Raw genomic sequence first — 20,655 nt, 5'->3', positions numbered from 1 at the left:
TCGGCGTGAGTCATGCGCCGCTAGCTCAGTTGGTTAGAGCAGCTGACTCTTAATCAGCGGGTCCGGGGTTCGAGTCCCTGGCGGCGCACTCTTGATGACCTGGGGTTTCACCACCCCAGGTCATTTTTTTGTGCTGCCGCGGCCGCGCCCTAGTGCGGATCCCCCAGGAAGGGGAACTCGGTGCGGAGGTCGTCATGGGGCCGCAGCCCGTCGTGGGGCGCGGCGCCGTTGGTCAGCAGGGCGATCCCCTCGTTGATGACGTCGTCGGTGAGATTGCGGCCGTTCGGGTACCCCGCGGCGCTCGAGTAGTCGTACGTCACGAGGTCGGGCAGCAGGCCCTCGGCGAGGGCGACCGCCTGGTCCGGGGAGTAGCCGCCGTGCTCGAGGACGTGCGCGAACTTGTCGAGGAAGAGCTCCCGGTCCTTGACCGGCTCCTGCTGGTTCCACACGCGCTTGTCGTCGTCGCTGTGGTTGAAGTTGTTGTCGATCCCGGGCCGTCCCGCCCGGTCGCCCTGGACCAGGCGGCCGTCGTGCGGAACGAGGACCCGGGCCCAGACGCCGACCTGCGGATCCGGGCCGAGCACGCTGTTCGGGACCTCCAGCACTATGCCGAACACGTTCTTGTCGGCGAAGAAGTCCTGGCCGGTCCACTGGAAGTCGTTCCCGGCCCCGATCGGGTCGGCGAAGAACGGGTCGCTGCGGAGCCCGGCGAAGAACCGGAAGTCGCCGGCCGTGGTGACCTCCGGCTTCGACCCGAAGGTGACCGGGGCGTCCGCGATGATCGTCTCCCCCGCCTCGACGTCGGCCGCGGGGCCCCGACCGGTCGCCAGTTGCACACCGGCGCTCTGCGAGTCCCCCGTCACCGGCGAGAAGCGCACCCGGAAGGCCACGTCGTTCACCGCGTCGCCGTCGCTGTCCACACCGAACTCGTAGACCGACTCGGAGTCGACGGCGTCGGCGGTGATCGGCGAGTGCGGATTGATGCCCATCACCAGGATCGTCCGGTCCGCGTCACCGGGATTCTGAAAGACATAGATGTCGGTGATGTGACTCCTGGGGTCCATGCTCGTGGGACTGATGCCCAGGCCGGAGACGTGGTGTGCCATGTCGATGGCTCCTCTCGGGTAGCCGTCCAGGTCGACTTTCGCGCACGCTAACACGGGGTCAATTGCCCAAGTGTGCACGTATGTACGGGCCTTCGGGCATGCGGTCGCCGGGCGGACTCCAGGTCTCGGCGTCCTCCGACGACAGCCTCCGGTACGTCTGCTCCCCCGGCGGCCGCCACCACACCGGGTCGGCACACCGCACACCCTCGCTGCGCAGCGCGGCCCGCTGGATCTTGTTGGTCGCCGTCACCGGCATCCGCTCCACCACCCGCACGAACCGGGGCGCCATCTTCGTCCCCAGATCCGGCTGGGCCAGCAGGAACTCGGCGAAGTCCAGCGGCTCGAACCGCCCGGCGATCGTCGCCATCACCTGGTCACCGGTCACCGGATCCGGCACCCCGTACACGGCGACGGCCTCCGCGCCCTCGTACCGGGCCAGGATGTTCTCGATCATCGCGGCGGCCAGGTTCTCCCCGTCGACCCGGATCCGGTCGTCGGTGCGCCCCGCGAAGTACAGGTATCCCGCCCCGTCCCGGTAGAAGAGATCCCCGGTCCAGTACCACCCTCCCCTGCGCCGCTCGGCCTCCGCCTCCGCGTTCCGCCAGTACCCCTCGAACGGATTCGGCGCCCGGTTCACCAGCTCCCCTATCGCCTGCTCCCCGTTCAGCAGCCGCCCGCCGGAGTCGAAGACGGCGGGCGGGCACTCCTGCCCCGACTCCCGGTCGAGCACGACGAGCCCCGGCGCCGCCCGCCCCACCGCCCCGGCCGGCGTCCCCCGCGACCACTGGATCGCCGCCCCGCCCTCCGAGGACCCGTACCCCTCCACCAGCCGCACCCCGAACCGCTCCTCGAAGGCCGCCGCGTCCACCGCCCCGGCCTCCGTGCCGAACCCGAGCCGCAGCGGGTTGTCCCGGTCGTCGGGGCGCGGCTCGGTGGCGAGGACGTACTGCACGGCCCGGCCGACATAGGTGAAGTAGGTCGCCCGGTACCGCCGTACGTCGTCCAGGAACCCGGACGCCGAGAACCGCCGCCGTAACGCCACCCCGGCGCCCGCCACCAGTGCGGGCGCCCAGTCGGCGATCACGGCGTTGCCGTGGAACATCGGCATGCAGATGTAGTGCACGTCGTCCGGCCCGACCCCGAACTGCTTCACGAGCGACCACCCGGCCGCCGCCAGCCGGCCCTGCGAACAGAGAGCGGCCTTGGGGGCGCCGGTGGAACCGGACGTGAAGTAGAGCAGCATCCGGTCCCGGGGCCGGGCCCGGAACGCGTCCGGGAAGGCGCCGAGATAGGGGGCGAGGAGAGCTCCGTACGCCGCTTCGTCGGTGACGAGGAGCCGGACCCCGGGCAGTTCGAGCCCGGCGAGTAGCGGCAGCCGGGCCCGCTCGGTGACCAGGACCGGGCACTCGGTGTGCAGGATGTCCCGGGCCAGTTCGGCCCCCCGGCGGGTCGGATTGACCCCGGCGACGGCGGCCCCGGCGAGCGCCGCGGCCCCCAGCCAGAGCGGGAACTCCGGGGTGTTGTCGAGGAGGACACCGATATGGGGTACGGCGCCGGGAGGCAGCAGCTCGGCGAGGAGCGCCGCCCTGGCCGCAGCCCCGGCGGCCACTTCGTGGTGCGTCAGCACCGACTCCTCGAACCACAGCCCGGGCCGGTGATCACCCCATCGGGCGGCGACGGCTTCAGCAACGGTGCGCCCACTGGACTTCATGGAGAGGCAGGGTAATTGACGCACCATCAGATGGGCAGCGCCCCAACAGGGGCGCGGGGAACTGCGCGGCCAGCCCCCACCGCGCCGCACCCGCCCACGGCCTCACGCACCACTCACGGCACAATCCCGTCCGCCGCCGAAAAGATGAAGTGCGCCACCCCCATGAAGACCAGCGCGAACCCGATGAACACCGCGAAGAACGCCACCATGCACCCGGTCCCCGCGGCCAGCTTCCCCTGCGCGGGCGGCTGTGCCGTGGCCTTCTCCGGCTTCTCCGGCAGGTAGTACACCGTCACGAAGTCACCCTCGACGACCGTGGACCGCCCGTTCCGCTCGTCGATGCGGACGGTACGCCCCTCGGCCGTCGCGAACTCGAACACATGGTGCAGCGTGGTCGTCACGGACGTGTCCCCGCCGCCGCCACCGGTCGTCGTGTACGACCGCAGACAGCGCGCCTCGGCGGTACGCCCGTGACGCCACGCCCGGCTGATCTCGCTCGACCGCCGCAGCGTCCTGACCAACCCGAGGACACCGACGACGACGAAGATGCCGGGAAGGACATAGAAGAACACTTCCATCAGGCCCATGAGAGTCCCCCGCTTCCGAACACCGGTCGAACTGACCGGCGTGGCGGGAACGTACCCCCGCGGCCCGCGGCGGGTCCTCAAGCGAAGCTCAGATCAGCCAGGTGTTACCCAGTCGTCGAACGACACCGGTCAGAACGTGACGTCCGAGCAGGCGTAGAACGCGTTGGTCGTGTCGGCGATCGTCCAGACCGCCACGATCACGTGGTGACCGCTCAGCCCCGTCGGCAGGGTGCCGCTGTGGCTGAGGGTGGCCGGCGGGCGCTGGCCGTTGTAGGGGACGGTGAGGAACGGGGTGGTGTTGAGGTCCGAACGGGCGAGGGCGTGGTTCTGGTTCCAGCCCTGCTTGGTGACGTAGTACTTGAAGTCGGTCGTGGCGTGCATCGCCGTGAACTGCCAGCGGAACGTGTACGTCTGGCCGCCCGTCACCTTGGTCGTCGGCCAGGCGCCGCCCGACGGCGTGGTGGGCGAGCTGAGCTGGGCGAACCTGCTCAGCCCGCCGTTGCAGATCTGGCCGTCGGCGGGACCGGCCGCCGGGAAGCCCTTCGGGCCCTCGACGCTCTGCGGCTCGTACTGGATGTCGCCGCAGTTCGTCACCGTGCCGTTGGCACAGAGCTTCTGCCGGCTGATGGGGAGGTCGGTGTAGCCGTGCCCGCTGGCGCCGCCGGTGGAGAGTGCGAAGGCTCCGGCGGTCGCCACGCCGAGCACGACGGCCGACACCTTGGTCCGTTTACGCATGCTGCCGCTCCTGGAGAACGTGGGGGAAGTTCGGTGAGCCGTGCAGGTCTAGACCAAGTCTCAGATTATTGCCGCCTGTTGACGGTGTCCATACCAAAAGGGGTGTCCGTCCCCTTCACGGCGCGGACCCGGTGCGCCCCGAACAGAACGCCACCGTCAGGTCCCGCACCAGCACCTTGCGCTCGTAGTCGTCGAGTTCGACGAGTCCGCGCATGGTCAGCCGGGTCACCGTGTCCTCGACCGAGTCCACGACGGAGGTGAGCATGGTGGCCCGCTGCTGCGCGTCCAGCGCGGCGATCCGGCGGCGGTGCATGGCCTCGGCGACTTCGGGGGCGTACTCCACCCGGACCGGCTGCACGGAGAAGACCTCCAGTCCGATGCCCGCCGCGTCCGCCGCGACCAGCCGGGTCAGCGCGTCCGTGGCCATCTCCACCGACCCCCGGGCCGTACCCGGCGGCTCCACCGGCACCCGGGCCAGCGCGGCCTCCACGCACTCGCGCAGATACGTCTCGTGGTCCTCGACGCCGAGCGCCGCCCGCGCGGTGTCCCGCACCCGCCACACCACCAGGACGACGACCCGGAGCGCGACCCCGTTGCCGTCCGCCGCCGGCATCGCCTCGCTGCGCCAGTGCCGCAGCCGGACGTCGACCCGGCGGCGCTGCAGCAGCGGGTTGACCCAGAGCAGGCCGGTGCGCCGTACCGTCCCCCGGTAGCGGCCGAACAGGCCGAGCACCCAGGCCCGGCCGGTCGCCCCGCGCGCGAGCCCCCCGAAGCCGAACAGGCCGAGCGCGCCGGCTCCGGCGTACGCGGCCCACTGCGCCGGGCCGAGCCCCGCACCCCCGTACGCCGGCAGGCTCAGCGCGTGCGCCGCGAGCGGCGGCAGCACCCCCGCCCACCAGGAGGTGGCGAAGCCCCCGGCCACTCCGCCGAGCCCAGCGGCCACCCCGGCCACGCCGGGCAGCACCCTGGCCGGGCGCTCCGCCAGTTCGGGGTCGACGGCGGCGACCGGCCGGGGCTTGTTCATGGCCGGGCGGCGGAGCCGGGGCTGCTCGCCGGTGCCCTGGCGGCGGCCGACCACGGCGGGCCGCAGCGGCACCGACACCGGGTCGGGGTCGTCGCGGAACAGCAGATGGACGGGGATCTCGGTGGTGATCTCGTTCTGGATCAGCCGGGGAACCGGCCGGGCCGGCGTACCGCCGTCCGGGGGCCCGTCCGAATCAGGGGTGTGTGCGGTCGTCGTACTCATGCCTGCCTCCAGCCTCCGCGCCAGATGCTTCAGGTGATCGTCGGGTCGTCACAGGAACAGACGGCGCCAGGTCTCCGGGCCCGGATAGCCGTCGGCCGCGCCGCCGCGCCAGCCCTGGGCGCGCTGGAAGGCCTCGACGGCCCTGCGGTCCGCCTCGCCCCAGGCGGGACCGGGGACCCGGGTGTAGAAACGGCCGTAGCCCTTCTTGACCAGCTGCCTGCCGAGCCGGGTGACGTGGTCGTTGGTGGCACCCGGGCGGAACCAGTTCTTTCCGGGGTAGCCCGGGACCCCGTGCGAGGCGGGGGTGGGCGTACCCGTGACGGTGGGCTTGACGCTCTTGCCCTTGCCGGTGGCGAGGAGCTCCCAGGTGTGCGGCCCCGGCAGGCCGTCGGCGGCGGCGCCGGTCCAGCCCTGCGCCTTCTGGAAGGCCTGGGTGGCCCGCTGGTCCGCCGCGCCCCAGACCGGCCCCGGGCCCTTGGCGTAGTGGCCGCCGGCACCCCGGGCCGTCAGCAGCTGGCCGAGGAGGGTGACGTACTTGTTGTCGGCGCCGGGCCCGAAGTAGGCCGCCCCCGGGAACGGCACCGACGTCTTCCCGGCCTGGGCGCCCGCCGTGCCCGGGTCCGCGATCAGGCCGTTGTAGCGGTAGGGGACGTACTTGGCGGAGTTGGTCCAGTAGGCGTAGGGCGTGGGCTGGGTGCGGGCCCGCGGGGGTGTCTGCTCGTACACCGTGTAGGCGGTGTGGGTGTAGTCCGTCCAGCCGCCGAAGATCACGACGTGGGAGCCCTTCTCGGGGTTGTCCGGGTTGTGGAAGAGCAGGATGTCGCCGGGCTCCAGCTCCTCCTTGGTGATCTTCGTGCCGAACTGGTCGAGGCTCCCGGTCCACTCGTTCCCGGTCAGCCCCCAGGCCATGGACACATAGCCCGAGCAGTCCTGCCGGTACCCGTCCGTCCAGTAGAGGGACATGCTGTACGGCACCTGGGCGGCGATCCAGGTCTTGGCCCGGTTGATGATCTGCGTACGGGTGATGGGGGGTGTGGTGACCGGGCCCTGGGCGGGCTTGCCGCCTGGCCCGTGCAGGGGGGCCTTGGTGCCCTGCGGGGTCTCGGGCACCGGGTCCACGGGGGCGGCGGACCGGTGCGGGGCGGGCGGGGTGCTGTGGGCGGCGGCGGGCGGGGTGCTCGCGGCGAGGGCGGCGGACGCGGCGGCGGCCACGACCAGGACGCCCCGGGCGGCCGGGTGCCCACCGAAACGGCCGGGCAGCGGGGACGCGCCCACCCGCCGCCAGTGGACGCATCCGGGGCATTCGCAGTTGTTCGCGGGGTCGAATTCCTCGAATACCGGGGCCGGCATGCGATTCCCCTCACATTTCGGGTGGGTATGTCCGGAACTGTGCACGTTGATCAGTTTCCCAACTGTCTTCCCGGTGCGCATGCTGACGGTCCGAATGATGTACGGCAGGGGGTGGACAGGGGTCGCCCCGGTGGCCGATGGCCGGTCGCCCTGGTGGCCGATGGTCGGAGCACGGTCGCCTGTCGGGTAGAGTTCTCGTGTCAGCAGGCGCCGCTAGCTCAGTTGGTTAGAGCAGCTGACTCTTAATCAGCGGGTCCGGGGTTCGAGTCCCTGGCGGCGCACATGACCGAAGGCCCCGGCCGCACCTGATGCGGCCGGGGCCTTCGTGCGTTCCGGCCCGAATGACTTGACCTCAGGCCCGGATGCCCCGCAGAACGCTCTCGACGAGCCGGTCCGGCAGGTCGTCGGTGAGCGGTTCGCCGTAGCTCAGGACCTTGGCCTGTACCGGGCTGACCAGCAGTTCCAGCGCCAGTCGGGGTCGGTGTCGGTGCGCAGCTCGCCGCGGTCGACGCCGCGCCGGATCAGGACCTCGATTCGGGCGAGGCGCTTGACGCAGTAGGCCTGGCGCGCGTCGGAGCGCTCCGGGTCATCGGGCAGCACGGCGATGCGCAGCAGGGTGAGGCCCTGGCTCGTGGACAGGAGCCGGCACAGTCCGCGCAGCACCTGGCGCAGGTCCTCCTCGACCGAGCCGGTGTCGGGCAGCGCGAGGAGCTGGGGAACACCATCGCGAGCCGCGCGCGGGAGAGCGGCGGCCAGGCGTTCCGCGATGTACACGCCAAGGGATACGGGGGCGTTCGCGCGACCGTCGAGGTGCTGCCCGGTCTGGCGCCGGAGCACGCCCAGGGTGTCTTCGCCGAACCCGCCACGTACGACGCGGTCGTCCGCTTCTCCAACGGCCTCCCCCACATACGCCCGGACCGGTTCCTCGGGGCGGCCTGCGGCTTCGCGATCAAGATGTTCGACATCCCCGGCCGGTCCGTGCAGGACGAGGAGGCCGACGGCCAGGCCCGGGTGGCACCCATCCCGACCTGCGCCGGACTCCGCGCCCTGGGGCTCGGCTTCGCCCTCGGCCACCCGGGCGAGGCCGGCACCCCGCCGCCCATGCCGCGGCCCGACGCCCTCGGCCGCAACGGAACCGATGCCGGAGTCCGCAAGGTCCGCACGGACGTCGCGGCATTCCTGCGCCTCCTCCACGACAACGCCCCCGACGAAGCCGGGCGGGAGCTGCCGGCCGCCACGATGGTGGGCCGCCGGCACAGCGGCGCCCCCTCCGCCGCCGCCTCCACACGCTGACCTCGTTCACCCGCACCCGCGGCGGGGAGTACGGCCTCATGCCGTCCCTCTCCGCCATCGACTGGCTCAGCAGGCTCTGAACACGCAGGTTCTGAAGACACGGACGGACCGCCGGCCCCGGAGGAAGGGCCGGCGGTCCGTCGCGGTCATCCACACCATCCCCACATGCTCCACAATGAACGCGTATGCGCGGTAAACACCTTGTTTCGCTCTTGCGATCATGATGAGCACCGTAGAACCCTGGATGTCCAAAGTGCCGGTGTTTCGCGGCACTTGGGGGGTAGATAGCCGGTTGCCAGATCTGCGGGGTGAGGGGCCCCGTCATGAATCGGTGCCGAGGGGGGCATCATGCAACCGGACGGTCACGGTCCGTGTCCATGTTCTGTGGGACGACTGTGCTTCGTCATTGACGCGCCCGGCAGGGTCGAGGGGGATCCGAGCGGGCGGTTGGACCGATGAAACACGCGCTGAACTGCGTGTGGGGGGATGACTCATGACGTCGACGCCGATGGGCGCCCGGCAGGAACAGGAATACGACCCGTCACAGACCGCACAGCTCCGGGTGCCCGCGCACCGCACCACCGCCGGCGCCCTGGGCCGCATCAAGAAGACACTGCCCAGATACGACTACGAGCACTACAGCCGGCTCGCGGGACCCCTCACCCAGCCCGACCCGAGCAGGCCGTACAAGGTTCAGTACCGCTCGCTGCTCTCCCAGGAACCGCACCGCCTCCGCGCCGCGCTGATGCTGGGCGCGGCCCCGCTGCTCTCGCTGGTGCTGCTGACCTGGCTGCTCCAGCCCGAGCACTGGACCCAGCGGGACTACCCGGCGTACGACTTCCTGCCGGCCCTCGACATCGTGATGCTGGTGTCGATCGGCCTGATCGAGTTCTTCCGCTGCATGAACGTGCTGTCCAACGCGCACGCCACCCTGGTCGCCCGCGACCCGGTCCCGGTGATCCCGGAGACCGGCACCCGGGTCGCCTTCATCACCACGTTCGTGCCCGGCAAGGAACCGCTGGACATGGTCACCCGGACCCTGGAGGCGGCGGTCCGGCTGCGCCATCGCGGGCTGCTGCACGTCTGGCTGCTCGACGAGGGCGACGACCCGGAGGTGAAGGAGGTCTGCGCGCGCCTGGGCGTGCACCACTTCACCCGCAAGGGCGTCGAGCGGTGGAACCAGCCCAAGGGCCCGCACCGCGCGAAGACCAAGCACGGCAACTACAACGCCTGGCTGGAGGCGCACGGCGACGAGTACGACTTCTTCGCCTCCGTCGACACCGACCACGTACCGCTGCCCAACTACCTGGAGCGGATGCTGGGTTACTTCCGCGACCCGGACGTCGGCTTCGTCATCGGCCCGCAGGTGTACGGCAACTACGACACGTTCGTCACCAAGGCCGCCGAGTCCCAGCAGTTCCTCTTCCACGCCCTGATCCAGCGCGCCGGCAACCGCTACGGCGCCCCCATGTTCGTCGGCACCTCCAACGCCGTACGGATCAGGGCGATCAAGCAGATCGGCGGCCTGTACGACTCGATCACCGAGGACATGGCGACCGGCTTCGAGATCCACCGCACCAAGAACCCGGCGACCGGCCGCAAGTGGCGCTCGGTCTACACCCCGGACGTGCTCGCGGTCGGAGAGGGCCCGAGCGCCTGGACCGACTTCTTCACCCAGCAGCTCCGCTGGTCCCGGGGGACCTACGAGACGATCCTCAAGCAGTACTGGAAGGGCCTGTTCAGCCTGGGTCCCGGCAAGCTCTTCAACTACACGATGATGATCATCTTCTACCCGATGTCGGCCATCAACTGGATCCTGGCGGCGCTGAGCTGCGCGCTGTTCCTGGGCCTGGGCGCCTCGGGTGTGAACATCGACCCGACCGTGTGGCTGATGCTCTACGGCAACGCCTCCGCGCTCCAGATCGGCCTCTACGTCTGGAACCGCCGCCACAACGTCTCCCCGCACGAACCGGAGGGCTCCGGCGGGGTCGCCGGCATGGTGATGTCGGCCCTGTCCGCGCCGATCTACGCCCGCTCGCTCATGGACGCGGTGCTGCGCCGCAAGAGCAAGTTCGTGGTCACGCCCAAGGGCGAGTCGGCCAGCCCGGACACCCTCTTCGGGACGTTCCGGATCCACTGGTTCTTCATCGTCGTCTTCGGCGGTTCACTGCTCGCCGGCTTCCTCGACGGCCACTCGCACCCCGCGATGCTGACCTGGGCGACGCTGGCCCTGCTGATCACGGCGGCCCCGATCTTCGCCTGGCAGTACACCCTGCGGAAGGAGAGCAGGGCGTCCGAGCCGTCCGCCGAACCGGAGGACGCGGTACCGGCGGGGTACGCGCCCACGGGCCACGCGCCGCAGCAACGGCCGACCTGGACGCCGCCCGCCGGCACCCCCGCGGAACAGACCATGCGGATCGCGCTCGGCGGACTGGGCGGAAGCAGCGGACTGGGGGGACGTAAGGAATGAACGACAGTGCCGGCCGCCGCCGGGCTCGTCGTCTCGCGATCAGTACGGTGGTCGTGCTCGCCCTGGCCGGGATGAACGGGCCGTGGCTGTACCGCTTCGGAACGGAGCGCTACCACCAGTACAAGATCAACAGACCGGAGTACAAGGCCGAGAACGGCCACTGGGACATCATCGACTTCCCGAAGGAGTACCGCCAGGACACCATCCACGCGGTGCTCCTGCACACCGGGAAGGTGCTGCTGGTCGCGGGCTCGGGCAACAACCAGGACAACTTCGACGCCAAGATCTACGACAGCCGGATCTGGGATCCCGTCAAGGGCACCGTCAAGAAGGTGCCCACCCCGGCCGACCTGTTCTGCACCGGGCACACCCAGCTCGCCAACGGCAACATCCTGATCGCGGGCGGCACCAAGCAGTACGAGAAGCTGAAGGGCGACGTCAAGAAGGCCGGCGGCGTCATGATTCTCTACAACGAGAACCCGGACAAACCGATGACCCTGCCCAAGGGCACCCGGTTCACGGGCAAGCAGAACGGCAAGACGTTCGTCTCCGACGACTCGGCGCTGATCCCCCGCGCGACGAAGGTCTTCGACAAGAAGACCGGCAAGTTCCTGCGGAACAACCCCGGTTACGCGCGGGTCGTCGTGGAGGCACCCAAGCAGGGCACCAAGTACGAGACCGGCACCCAGGACAACTACAGCATCGCGGGACTGACCGGCGCCGACGCCCGCAACACCTACGGCATCGCCAACAAACTCGGCATGGACAAGCGGGACTTCGAGGGCATCAAGAACGCCTACGAGTTCGATCCGGTCGCCGAGAAGTACATCAAGGTCGACCCGATGAACGAGGCACGCTGGTATCCGACGCTCACCACCCTGTCGGACGGAAAGGTGCTCAGCGTCTCGGGGCTCGACGACATCGGGCAGCTGGTGCCCGGCAAGAACGAGGTCTTCGACCCGAAGACGAAGACCTGGACGTACACCAGGTACAAGCGCCAGTTCCCCACCTATCCGGCGTTGTTCCTGCTCCAGAACGGCAAGCTCTTCTACTCGGGATCCAACGCCGGGTACGGGCCGGACGACGTGGGGCGCGACCCGGGGATCTGGGACGTCGACACCAACGGATTCACCAAGCTGTCCGGGCTCAGCGACCCGAACATGCTGGAGACGTCCGGGACCGTGCTGCTGCCTCCGGCGCAGGACGAGAAGTACCTGGTGGTCGGGGGCGGCGGGGTCGGCGAGTCCGCGCTGTCCACGAACAAGACACGGCTGATCGACCTGAAGGACCCCGACCCGAAGTTCACGGACGGGCCCTCGCTGGAGAAGGGGACCCGGTATCCGCAGATCTCCGTTCTGCCGGACGACTCCGTGCTGGTGTCGGGCGGGTCCGAGGACTACCGGGGGCGCGGTGACTCCGACATCAAGCAGGCGCGGATCTACGACACCGCGACCAACTCCTTCCGGAGGGTGGCCGATCCGCTGGTGGGCCGGAACTACCACTCCGGGTCGATCCTGCTGCCGGACGGGCGCGTGATGTTCTTCGGCTCCAACCCGCTGTTCGCGGACAGGGCGAACACCAAGCCGGGGGTCTTCGAGCAGCGGATCGAGATCTACACGCCGCCGTATCTGTACCGGGACTCGCGGCCGTCGTTGAGCGGGGGGCCGCAGACCATCGCCCGGGGCGGGTCGGGGACGTTCACCTCGCAGCATGCGTCGACGATCAAGAAGGTGCGGTTGATCCGGCCCAGTGCCACTACCCATGTGACGGATGTGGATCAGCGGAGTATTGCGCTGGACTTCAAGACATCGGGAAATCGGATCACTGTGACCGTGCCGGAGAACCGGAATCTGGTGCCGTCGGGGTGGTACATGATTTTTGTGGATGACGATCAGGGGACGCCGAGTGTGGCGCAGTGGGTGAAGGTGCCGTAGCGCTCCGCGCTTGCCGCCGCGCTCCCGCAGGTAAGTCCTTTGGGTGCGGGAGCGCGGTGGCTGGTCGCGCAGTTCCACGCGCCCCTAAAGAGTCGATGCCTGCGCCAGTTTCAAGGCGTAGTTGGGCCACCAATTGCCTGCCTGGGGGCCTCCCTTGCAGGTGCCGTCGGACTCGCCGGGGCGTTTGACCCACAGGTAGGCGTCCACCAGCGGGTCGGCTGTCTTCGTAGTGGGCGTCTCTCCCAGGGCCCGCCCCGGCGGGTTGCACCACCGCTCCTCCGGGTCGCCGCCCGCGTACGGGCCGTTGCCGTTTCTGCTGGTGTCGATGACGAAGTGTTTGTTGCCGACCTTCTCCGACAGCTGCTTGCCGTAGGTGATGGAGTCCTGGGTGGAGTAGAAGTTGGAGACGTTGACCGCGAAGCCGTCGGCCTGGGTGACGCCCGCCTCCTGGAGGGGCTGGTAGATCTGGCCGGGGTGGCCCCAGCCGGCGTTGCCCGCGTCCAGGTAGACCTCGGTGTTCTTCAGGGACTTGAGTTTCGCGATCGCGCCGCGGAGGAGGTCGTAGCGCTCCTCCGCGAACCGGGGCGGGGTACAGCCGTCCACCAGGTGCAGTACCGCGTCCGGTTCCAGGACGATGGTGGCCGGGCGGTCCTGGATGCCGTTCGCCACCCCGTCGATCCACGCCCGGTACGCGTCGCCGTCGGCCGCGCCGCCCTGGCTGTACTGGCCGCAGTCGCGGTGCGGGATGTTGTAGAGGACCAGGAGGGCCGTGCGGTCGGACTTCTGGGCGGCCTCGGTGAAGCCGCGCGCCTCCTGCTCCGGGTTCTCCGGGCCGATCCACTCGCCGGTCGGCTGTGCCGCTATCTTGCGGATCTGCTCGGCGTCGCCGTCCTTGCCGGCCTTCGCGTAGGCCTTCGCCTGGCGGGCCGCGTTGGAGTCCGGGTTCACCCAGAACGGGTCGGCCTCCTTGGGTTGTTGGGTGATCGCCACCTGCGGACTCGCGGTCGGCTTGTCCCCGCCTGAGCCGCCGCCCGAGGAGCAGCCGGCGAGCAGCAGCGCCGCTCCCAGTGCCCCGACCCGGGCCGCCGAGCGGGCCCCCCTGCTGTCGTACATCCAATTCCCCCCTGGGTGCACTTGGCCAGAGCCCAATCGTGACATACCAGCCGCACTCGTCACGAGATCGCCCAACCCTTGTCGGTGAGCTGTTACAGCCCGGGTTGACGGGCGGGTTGACGGTGGGTCGACGAGTCGGGGGAGGCTTGGCGGGCGCGAACCTAGGCCGGGGCGCCGATGCCCTCTAGAGTCGCTTGCGGGCGGCCCGTACCCCGGCCCGCCGCTCAGCCTCCCGCGCCTGACGCCGGGTTACTCCCGCAGCCCGAGCGCGCGCGGTCGAGGACCGGCCCGGTCGGCGGTCGCAGGGGAGCAGGCCGTCGACCGGGCGCCAGGTGGGTCCGGTGCGGCAGTTCTACACGGCGGTGCCGGTGAGGTACGCCGAGACGACCACGTTCGCCGTGTAGCTGTGGGTGGTCCGGTCGAAGGTGCCGCCGCAGGTGATCAGGCGGAGCTCTGCGCGGCCCGACTCCCGGGCACCGTAGGCCTGTTGGGCGTCGAAGTGGTCGCGGGGCAGGACCCGGACGTCGTCGACGGTGAACTCGGCGACCGTGTTGTCGGCGCGGACCACGCGGATCGTCTCGCCGGGGCGCATCGCGCTGATCTTGTAGAAGACGGCGGGCCGGGTCTCGGTGTCGACGTGCCCGACCAGGACCGCGGTGCCGGCCGCGCCGGGGTCGGTCCCGGAGCCGTACCAGCCGACCACGCCGGGCTGGTCGAGGGGCGGCGGGTCGACCCCGCCGTCCTCGTCGAGGCCGCGGACGACCACGGGGGCCTGCACGCCCAGTTCCGGTATGTCGACGCGCTCGGGCACGGCCGAGGTCAACGGCTTGGCGGCGGGCGGGAGTTCGGGGTCGGACGGGGGACGTCCGACGGCGGCCATGTCACCCGTGGTCGGACCCGTCATACCGTCGGGCACCTCGGTCACCCCGCGGCCCCACAGCCACAGCCCGAGCAGCAGGATCGCCCAGGCCACCCCGGTCAGCAGCCGTCCGGTGCCGGGGGAACGTTCGGTGTCTTCGGACATGCGGTCCCGTCCTCAGCGCGAACCGCGGCCGCGGCGGGCCCTCAGCAGCCCGACGGCGGCCGCGGCGAAGGCGGCGAGGAGCAGGCCGGTCACCGCCTGCGCGGTGTCGGGACCGGTCGAGCGGGACTCCACCGAGGCGAGCGGAGCGGTGCCCCCGCCGCCGGCGTGCACGGGCGCGACCGGCGAGGCGGGCAGCACGCCGGGCGGGTCCAGTCGGGACGACGACCGCGCCACGACGGCGAGACTGCCGGTGACGGCGGCGCCGGCGCAGCTGACCCGCACGTCGTAGGTGCCGGCGCCGATCGTGGAGCGGACCTGGGCCTGCCCGGTCAGCGCGCCGTCGGTGCCGCCGAGGCGGGCGTCCGAGACGAAGGCCGTCGAGGCGGCGGTGCCGGTCGTACCGGAGCAGCCGCTCACCCGCAGCGCCACGACGGACCCGACGGGCGGGGAAGCCGGGGTCACGGTGACGCCCTGGCCGTCCGCCGCACGGGCGGCCGCCGGAAAGAGGCCGGAGAGACCGGCGGTGCCGACCAGGAGTCCGGTACAGAGAGTGAGGCGAATTGAGCCCATCGTGAACCTCCAGATATCTGGAGGCTCCCCCGCACCTGGCGCCCCCGCATCCTCGGGGGGCGCTTTGTTGCTCCGTCCGGGTGGCCGCAGGTTTGGTGCCCGCCGGTCGGAAGCGGTCCGGCGGCGGTTCAGATCCGGTCGACGAGGTCCGCGATCGAGTCCACGACCTCGGAGGGCCGGAAGGGGTGGCGGTCGACGTCGGCCGGCTGGGTGACGCCGGACAGCACCAGGAAGGTGCGCATGCCGGCCTCCAGGCCCGCGAGGACGTCGGTGTCCATGCGGTCGCCGATCATCGCGGAGGTCTCCGAGTGGGCGCCGATGGCGTTGAGGCCCGCGCGCATCATCAGCGGGTTGGGCTTGCCGACGAAGTACGGCTGCTTGCCGGTCGCGGCGGTGATCAGCGCGGCGACCGAGCCGGTGGCGGGCAGGTCGCCCTCGACGGACGGGCCGACGTTGTCGGGGTTGGTGGCGATGAACCGGGCGCCGTCGTTGATCAGCCGCACGGCCTTGGTGAGCGCCTCGAAGGAGTAGGTGCGGGTCTCGCCGAGGATGACGAAGTCGGGCTCGTGGTCGGTGAGGATGTACCCGATGTCGTGCAGCGCGGTGGTCAGGCCGGCCTCGCCGATGACGTAGGCGCTGCCGCCGGGCCGCTGGTCGTCCAGGAACTGGGCGGTGGCCAGCGCCGAGGTCCAGATGTTGTCCACCGGCACGTCAAGACCCATCCGGCGCAGCCGTGCGTGCAGGTCACGGGCGGTGTAGATGGAGTTGTTCGTGAGCACCAGGAAGGGCCGTCCGGACTCCCGCAGCCTCTTCAGGAAGGCGTCCGCTCCGGGGATCGGAACGCCCTCGTGGATGAGAACCCCGTCCATGTCGGTGAGCCACGACTCGATGGGCTTGCGCTCTGCCATGTGGTGCGTCTCCTGGCGTGCGGGTCATGCGTGAGCTGGGGCGCCGGAACCACGGCGTACCGGCGCCCCCAGACTAGACACACACGGATCACCCGGGAATGCCCGGCTCACCTGCCGGTCGGCCGCCTGCCGGTCACCGGCGTGCAAGCACGTCCGGCAGGTCCGCCCCGCCCCGGCACGCACCCCGCTGAGCATGTCGTACGAGGTGTCGCCCACGACGGCGATCTGCCCGACCCCGTCGGCGGCAGCACCCGCAGAATCCACGTGTCCCGCTGTCCGCACGGCCCGCGCAGGTACCGCCATCCGCACGCCCCGGGATCCGCCGCCCGCGCCGCCCGCGCCGTCCTCCGGTCAGCGTCGTCGGCGTGCCAGCAGGAACGCGCCTGCCCCTACGGCGAGCAGCGCGACGGCGGCCGTGAACAGGCCGTGGGCCAGACCGAGGCCGGTGCGGGCCAGTTCGCGGGCGCGTTCCCCGGCCTCCCAGGCGCCCTCCGCGTCCCAGACTCCCCGGGCATCACCGGCTTCCCGGCCACCCCCTGCTTCTCCGGCTTCTCCGGCTTCTCCCGCTTCCCCGGCCTCCCCGGCCTCCCCGGCCTCGTCGGTGAAGGGTCGGGCGCTGGTGCCGGGTGAGGCGGTGGGGGTGGCTCCGGGGCTGGTCCAAGGGGTGGCCCCTGGGCTGCTGTCGGGGCTGTCGGGGTTTTCCGGGCTGGTCTCCAGGGGTGTCCGCGCGCCGCCGGAAGGGACGGCGGGGGCGATGCTCGGGGGCGGGGGCGGGGGCGGCGCTTCGCCGCCGATGCCGAAGCGGTAGTCGTTCGACTCCCCCACCCACTCGCCGTCCGACCCCTGCCGCTGGACGACGGCCGCGTTGGCCGTGACCCCGTTGCGTACGGCGTCGGAGGTGACGGCGAGTCTCACCTTGATCGAGACGGTCGCCCCGGGCGCCACGGTGAACCCCGGGAAGCCGGCCCCGTCGAAGACGCCGACCAGCTCGGACTCGTCGGTCACCGTCAGCGGGACCGGGCGGGTGCGCGGGCCGTCGTAGAACTCCAGCTCGGTCTGGGACGGCTTGAGGGCACGCTTGTCGTCGACGAGGACGACGACCGGGTGGACGTCGGTGCAGATGCGCCGGGTGATGTTGGTGAGGTCGAGGTACCAGGTGCCGAAGCCGCCGCCCGGTTCGTAGGACGAGGGGCCGTCGTGGAGGCGGGTGGTGAGGGGGAAGCCCTGCTCGTCGGCGACCGCGCAGGACGTCTCGGCGACGGCGGGGGCGGCCGTCGCCGACGGCGCGGGGGCGAGTACGGCGGCTGCGGCGGCCAGGCAGAGGAACAGGGAGGTGCTCAGTCGCATGCGCATGGACAGGTGACTCTGCCGGGCGCGGACCGGGTTCACCGGGCGCCACTCCGCGGACGCGGACACACTCCGCCCGATCAGCCGCTCCCTTTCCGCTCCCTCAGCCGTACCCCTCCGCCTGATCAGCCGTCCCCTGTGCCCGGTTCGCCGCCGCCTGTTCGCCGACCACGCCGCTCTTCCCCACCCCGCCGCTCCCCCCACCCCGCCGCCACGGCGATCAACCACAACGGCGGATTCCGGCGGTGCCGAACCGGCCGGTGGCCACCCGCCGGCCGGTGGGGGCCGGTCGCGCAGTTCCCCGCGCCCCTGGGTCGGCTGCGCCACCGGTGCCCAAAACGCCCCGCCGGTGGCCGAGCGGCGGTCAGCCGTCCGCGCGTCCGAACAGCGGAGCGAGGAGCAACTGGGCCGCCCCCTCCGCGACCCCCCGGTCCCCGCCGGGGGCAAGGCGGACGGGGACGGTCGTACCGAGGCCGCCCTCGCGCTGGGCGCGTTCGTCGAGGACGGCGGCGACCCCCCGCACGAACGGCTCCGGCGCGGCCGCGATCGTCCGGCCGCCGAGCAGCACGAGGTCGATGTCGAGCAGGCCGGCCAGGTTCGCGGCGCCGACGCCGAGGACCCGCGCGGCCTCGGCCACGTCACCGCGGGCCACGGCCGCCAGGCACAGCGCCTCGATGCAGCCGCGGTTGCCGCAGTGGCAGGGCGGCCCGTCCAGCTGGACGACCTGGTGCCCGAACTCCCCGGCCCCGGTGCGCGCCCCCCGGTGCACGGTGTCGCCGATCACCAGGCCGGCGCCCAGCCCCGTACCGAGGAGCAGGCAGGCGAAGGACCCGCTCTCGCCGCCGACGGCGAGTCCGAGGGCGGCCGCGTTGCTGTCCTTGTCGACGACGACCGGCACCCCGAGCCGCTCCGCGAGCGCGTCCCGCAGCGGGAAGCCGTCCCACTCGGGGAACCCGGTGACCCGGTGCAGCACCCCGTGGATGTGGTCGAGCGGGCCGGGCGCCCCGACCCCGACCCCGAGCAGCGAGTCGCCGCCGCGCTCGACCAGCTCCCCGGTCAGCTCCACGACCGCGCCGAGGACGGCCTCCGCCCCCGCTCCCAGATCCACCTCCGCCTGCCGCGCCGCCACCACGGTGCCGTCGAGATCGACGAGCACCGCACGCAACTCGTCCCGGTCCAGCTGGATCCCCACCGCGTGCCCGGCGTCCGGCACCAGCCGCAGTACGGTGGCCGGCTTGCCGCCCGTGGACGCGCGCCGCCCGGCCTCCGCGGCGAGGCCCTCCTCCCGCAACCGGGCAGTGATCTTGCTGACCGCCTGCGGGGTGAGCCCGGTCCGCTCGGCCAGTTCGAGCCGGCTGATGCCGCCCTCGCCCGCCGTGCGCAGCAGATCCAGCACCAGCGCGGTGTTGTGGCTGCGCATGGCCGGCAGATTCGCTCCGACCGCACCCGGTCGCCCACCAGCCACACCCGGTCGCCCACCAGCCACACCTGGTCGCTCGCCGACCGCAGCCGGCCGCCCGCTCCTCGTCCTGTTCACGCCACTCATTCTCCCTGCCACTTGCACTTTGGCAACAGCGTTGCGAAAGTAGGACGCATGACAGCTGCCACTCCTCTGCGCGTCGGCCTCATCGGCTACGGCCTCGCCGGATCCGTCTTCCACGCCCCCCTGATCGCCGCCACCGAAGGCCTCGCCCTGGACACGGTGGTCACCTCGAACCCCGAGCGGCAGGCGCAGGCGAAGGCCGAGTTCCCCGACGTCCGGACGGTCGCCACCCCCGACGAGCTGTTCGACCGGGCCGCCGAACTCGACCTCCTCGTCATCGCGTCCCCGAACCGGACGCACGTGCCGCTGGCGACGACCGCCCTCAAGGCGGGCCTGCCGGTCGTGGTCGACAAGCCGGTCGCCGGCACCGCCGCAGAGGCGCGCGAGCTGGCCGCCCTGGCCGAGGAGCACGGCCTGCTGCTCTCGGTCTTCCAGAACCGCCGCTGGGACAACGACTTCCTCACCCTGCGCAAGCTGCTGGCGGACGGCGAACTCGGCGACCCCTGGCGCTTCGAGTCCCGCTTCGAACGCTGGCGCCCGCAGCCCAAGGGCGGCTGGCGCGAGTCCGGCGACCCGGCAGAGATCGGAGGTCTCCTCTACGACCTCGGCAGCCATGTCGTCGACCAGGCCCTGGTCCTCTTCGGCCCGGCCACCGAGGTGTACGCCGAGTCGGTGATCCGCCGGGCCGGCGCCGAGACCGACGACGACACGTTCATCGCCCTCACCCACGCGAACGGCGTCCGCTCCCACCTCTACGCCTCGGCGACGACGGCCCAGCTCGGCCCGCGTTTCCGGGTGCTGGGCTCGAAGGCCGGCTACGTCAAGTACGGCCTGGACCCGCAGGAGGACGCCCTGCGCACCGGCGAGCGCCCCGGCGCCGTGGACGCCTGGGGCCACGAACCGGAGTCGCTGTACGGCCGTATCGGCGCCGGAGAGTCCCCGGTCACCGGCGGCGGCCGCACCGTCCCCACCCTCCCCGGCGACTACCCCGCGTACTACGCGGCGGTGGCCAGGGCCCTGCGGGGCGAGGGCCCCAACCCGGTGACCGCGCTGGAGGCGGCCGCCGCCCTGGACGTTCTGGAAGCAGCCCGCCGTTCGGCACGAGACAAGGTGACGGTGACCCTCTGATGCAGCACCCACAGATCACCCCGCGGTTCGCTCCCGAACTCACCCCGTCGGTGGAGGAGTTGGAGAAGCAGGAGCGACTGCTGGTCTTCCGGCAGTTCACGTACGACGACGCGTGGGCCCTCGGCTCCCTGCTGGTGGAGATGGCCCGGGAGCGGCAGGCCCCGGTGGCCGTCGACATCCACCGGTCCGGCCAGCAGCTCTTCCACGCGGCCCTGCCCGGCTCGGCCCCCGACAACGACGCGTGGATCGCCCGCAAGCGCCGGGTGGTGGAACGCTACGGCTCGGCGTCCTACCTGGTCGGCGCCCGCTTCCGGGCCAAGGGCACGACGTTCGAGGAGTCCTCCCGCCTCGACCCCGACGAGTACGCGGCCCACGGCGGCTCGTTCCCGATCACCGTGGAGAACGTGGGCGTCATCGGATCGGTGACGGTCTCGGGCCTCCCACAACTGGAGGACCACCGCTTCGTGGTGGCGGCCCTGGAGAACTTCCTGAAGCTGTAAGCGCCGACAGCTGTAGCGCCCCTTTAGGGGCGCGGGGAACTGCGCGAGCAACCGCAACGGCGCCGCACCCGCCCGCGCAGAGCACCCCCC

General features: G+C 71.4%; 18 protein-coding genes, 2 tRNA genes and 1 pseudogene. 7 read left to right on the top strand and 14 right to left on the bottom strand.

Annotation, left to right across the window (positions count from 1 at the left end):
- The first annotated feature begins 14 nt into the window (after window positions 1–14).
- Window positions 15–88: transfer RNA gene (locus tag ACFWPS_RS22000), tRNA-Lys, on the top strand.
- 61 nt (window positions 89–149) lie between these two features.
- On the opposite strand, the gene ACFWPS_RS21995 is transcribed toward ACFWPS_RS22000, so the two are convergent.
- The 6 genes from ACFWPS_RS21995 to ACFWPS_RS21970 form a co-directional block, all read right to left on the bottom strand.
- Window positions 150–1,106, bottom strand: a complete 957-nt coding sequence (locus ACFWPS_RS21995; RefSeq protein WP_383707569.1) for a DUF4331 family protein — start codon at window positions 1,104–1,106, stop codon at window positions 150–152.
- A 58-nt stretch (window positions 1,107–1,164) separates the two neighbouring features.
- Window positions 1,165–2,817, bottom strand: coding sequence for a long-chain-fatty-acid--CoA ligase (locus ACFWPS_RS21990; protein ID WP_383707567.1), 1,653 nt, complete (start codon window positions 2,815–2,817; stop codon window positions 1,165–1,167).
- A gap of 113 nt (window positions 2,818–2,930) precedes the next feature.
- Window positions 2,931–3,395, bottom strand: a complete 465-nt coding sequence (locus tag ACFWPS_RS21985) for a DUF3592 domain-containing protein (RefSeq protein WP_383707565.1) — start codon at window positions 3,393–3,395, stop codon at window positions 2,931–2,933.
- A 138-nt stretch (window positions 3,396–3,533) separates the two neighbouring features.
- Entirely contained in the window at window positions 3,534–4,139 is a 606-nt protein-coding gene (locus ACFWPS_RS21980) for a lytic polysaccharide monooxygenase (protein WP_383707563.1), read from the bottom strand.
- A gap of 115 nt (window positions 4,140–4,254) precedes the next feature.
- Window positions 4,255–5,385, bottom strand: coding sequence for an SPFH domain-containing protein (locus tag ACFWPS_RS21975; RefSeq protein WP_383707561.1), 1,131 nt, complete (start codon window positions 5,383–5,385; stop codon window positions 4,255–4,257).
- Window positions 5,386–5,433: 48 nt separating this feature from the next.
- Window positions 5,434–6,735 carry a peptidoglycan-binding protein gene (locus ACFWPS_RS21970; protein WP_383707559.1) on the bottom strand — a complete coding sequence of 434 codons (1,302 nt, stop codon included), beginning with the start codon at window positions 6,733–6,735 and terminating at the stop codon, window positions 5,434–5,436.
- Between the two features lie 207 nt (window positions 6,736–6,942).
- Between ACFWPS_RS21970 and ACFWPS_RS21965 the strand changes: the two genes are divergently transcribed.
- Window positions 6,943–7,016: transfer RNA gene (locus ACFWPS_RS21965), tRNA-Lys, on the top strand.
- Between the two features lie 145 nt (window positions 7,017–7,161).
- On the opposite strand, the gene ACFWPS_RS21960 is transcribed toward ACFWPS_RS21965, so the two are convergent.
- Complete coding sequence (locus tag ACFWPS_RS21960) at window positions 7,162–7,509, bottom strand: TetR-like C-terminal domain-containing protein (protein ID WP_383707557.1); 348 nt, start codon at window positions 7,507–7,509, stop codon at window positions 7,162–7,164.
- A 36-nt stretch (window positions 7,510–7,545) separates the two neighbouring features.
- Here ACFWPS_RS21960 and ACFWPS_RS21955 point away from each other — a divergent pair, with 36 nt between their 5' ends.
- The 3 genes from ACFWPS_RS21955 to ACFWPS_RS21945 all read left to right on the top strand — a co-directional run bounded on the left by ACFWPS_RS21955 (window position 7,546) and on the right by ACFWPS_RS21945 (window position 12,432).
- Window positions 7,546–8,028, top strand: coding sequence for a hypothetical protein (locus ACFWPS_RS21955; RefSeq protein ID WP_383707555.1), 483 nt, complete (start codon window positions 7,546–7,548; stop codon window positions 8,026–8,028).
- Between the two features lie 493 nt (window positions 8,029–8,521).
- Window positions 8,522–10,498: a glycosyltransferase family 2 protein gene (locus tag ACFWPS_RS21950; protein ID WP_383707553.1), complete on the top strand. Its 1,977-nt coding sequence runs from the start codon at window positions 8,522–8,524 to the stop codon at window positions 10,496–10,498.
- A complete protein-coding gene (locus tag ACFWPS_RS21945; RefSeq protein WP_383707551.1) occupies window positions 10,495–12,432 on the top strand; it encodes a galactose oxidase-like domain-containing protein in 1,938 nt (645 codons plus the stop codon). Before ACFWPS_RS21950 ends, ACFWPS_RS21945 begins: the two co-directional genes overlap by 4 nt.
- Before the next feature lie 84 nt (window positions 12,433–12,516).
- On the opposite strand, the gene ACFWPS_RS21940 is transcribed toward ACFWPS_RS21945, so the two are convergent.
- The 7 genes and pseudogenes from ACFWPS_RS21940 to ACFWPS_RS21910 form a co-directional block, all read right to left on the bottom strand.
- Window positions 12,517–13,545: a glycoside hydrolase family 6 protein gene (locus ACFWPS_RS21940; RefSeq protein ID WP_383707549.1), complete on the bottom strand. Its 1,029-nt coding sequence runs from the start codon at window positions 13,543–13,545 to the stop codon at window positions 12,517–12,519.
- A 352-nt stretch (window positions 13,546–13,897) separates the two neighbouring features.
- Window positions 13,898–14,569, bottom strand: coding sequence for a class F sortase (locus ACFWPS_RS21935; protein WP_383707547.1), 672 nt, complete (start codon window positions 14,567–14,569; stop codon window positions 13,898–13,900).
- A 12-nt stretch (window positions 14,570–14,581) separates the two neighbouring features.
- Window positions 14,582–15,139, bottom strand: a complete 558-nt coding sequence (locus tag ACFWPS_RS21930) for a hypothetical protein (protein ID WP_383707545.1) — start codon at window positions 15,137–15,139, stop codon at window positions 14,582–14,584.
- Window positions 15,140–15,267: 128 nt separating this feature from the next.
- Window positions 15,268–16,047, bottom strand: a complete 780-nt coding sequence (locus tag ACFWPS_RS21925) for an HAD-IIA family hydrolase (protein ID WP_383707543.1) — start codon at window positions 16,045–16,047, stop codon at window positions 15,268–15,270.
- A 165-nt stretch (window positions 16,048–16,212) separates the two neighbouring features.
- Window positions 16,213–16,293, bottom strand: a pseudogene (locus ACFWPS_RS21920) (haloacid dehalogenase); the annotation flags it as partial.
- A 105-nt stretch (window positions 16,294–16,398) separates the two neighbouring features.
- Window positions 16,399–17,400: a hypothetical protein gene (locus ACFWPS_RS21915; protein ID WP_383707541.1), complete on the bottom strand. Its 1,002-nt coding sequence runs from the start codon at window positions 17,398–17,400 to the stop codon at window positions 16,399–16,401.
- 358 nt (window positions 17,401–17,758) lie between these two features.
- Window positions 17,759–18,814 (bottom strand): ROK family protein, encoded by a 1,056-nt coding sequence (locus ACFWPS_RS21910; protein WP_383707539.1) that lies wholly within the window; start codon window positions 18,812–18,814, stop codon window positions 17,759–17,761.
- 174 nt (window positions 18,815–18,988) lie between these two features.
- Between ACFWPS_RS21910 and ACFWPS_RS21905 the strand changes: the two genes are divergently transcribed.
- Together ACFWPS_RS21905 and ACFWPS_RS21900 are read left to right on the top strand one after the other, a co-directional pair.
- Window positions 18,989–20,065: a Gfo/Idh/MocA family oxidoreductase gene (locus tag ACFWPS_RS21905; RefSeq protein ID WP_383707537.1), complete on the top strand. Its 1,077-nt coding sequence runs from the start codon at window positions 18,989–18,991 to the stop codon at window positions 20,063–20,065.
- Complete coding sequence (locus ACFWPS_RS21900; protein WP_383707535.1) at window positions 20,065–20,565, top strand: heme-degrading domain-containing protein; 501 nt, start codon at window positions 20,065–20,067, stop codon at window positions 20,563–20,565. Before ACFWPS_RS21905 ends, ACFWPS_RS21900 begins: the two co-directional genes overlap by 1 nt.
- Window positions 20,566–20,655: the final 90 nt, after the last annotated feature.

Source organism: Streptomyces sp. NPDC058457 (assembly GCF_042720695.1).
Taxonomy (GTDB): domain Bacteria; phylum Actinomycetota; class Actinomycetes; order Streptomycetales; family Streptomycetaceae; genus Streptomyces.
Note: the sequence above shows the minus strand (reverse complement) of the source record. Positions and strands in the feature narration are given on the sequence as shown.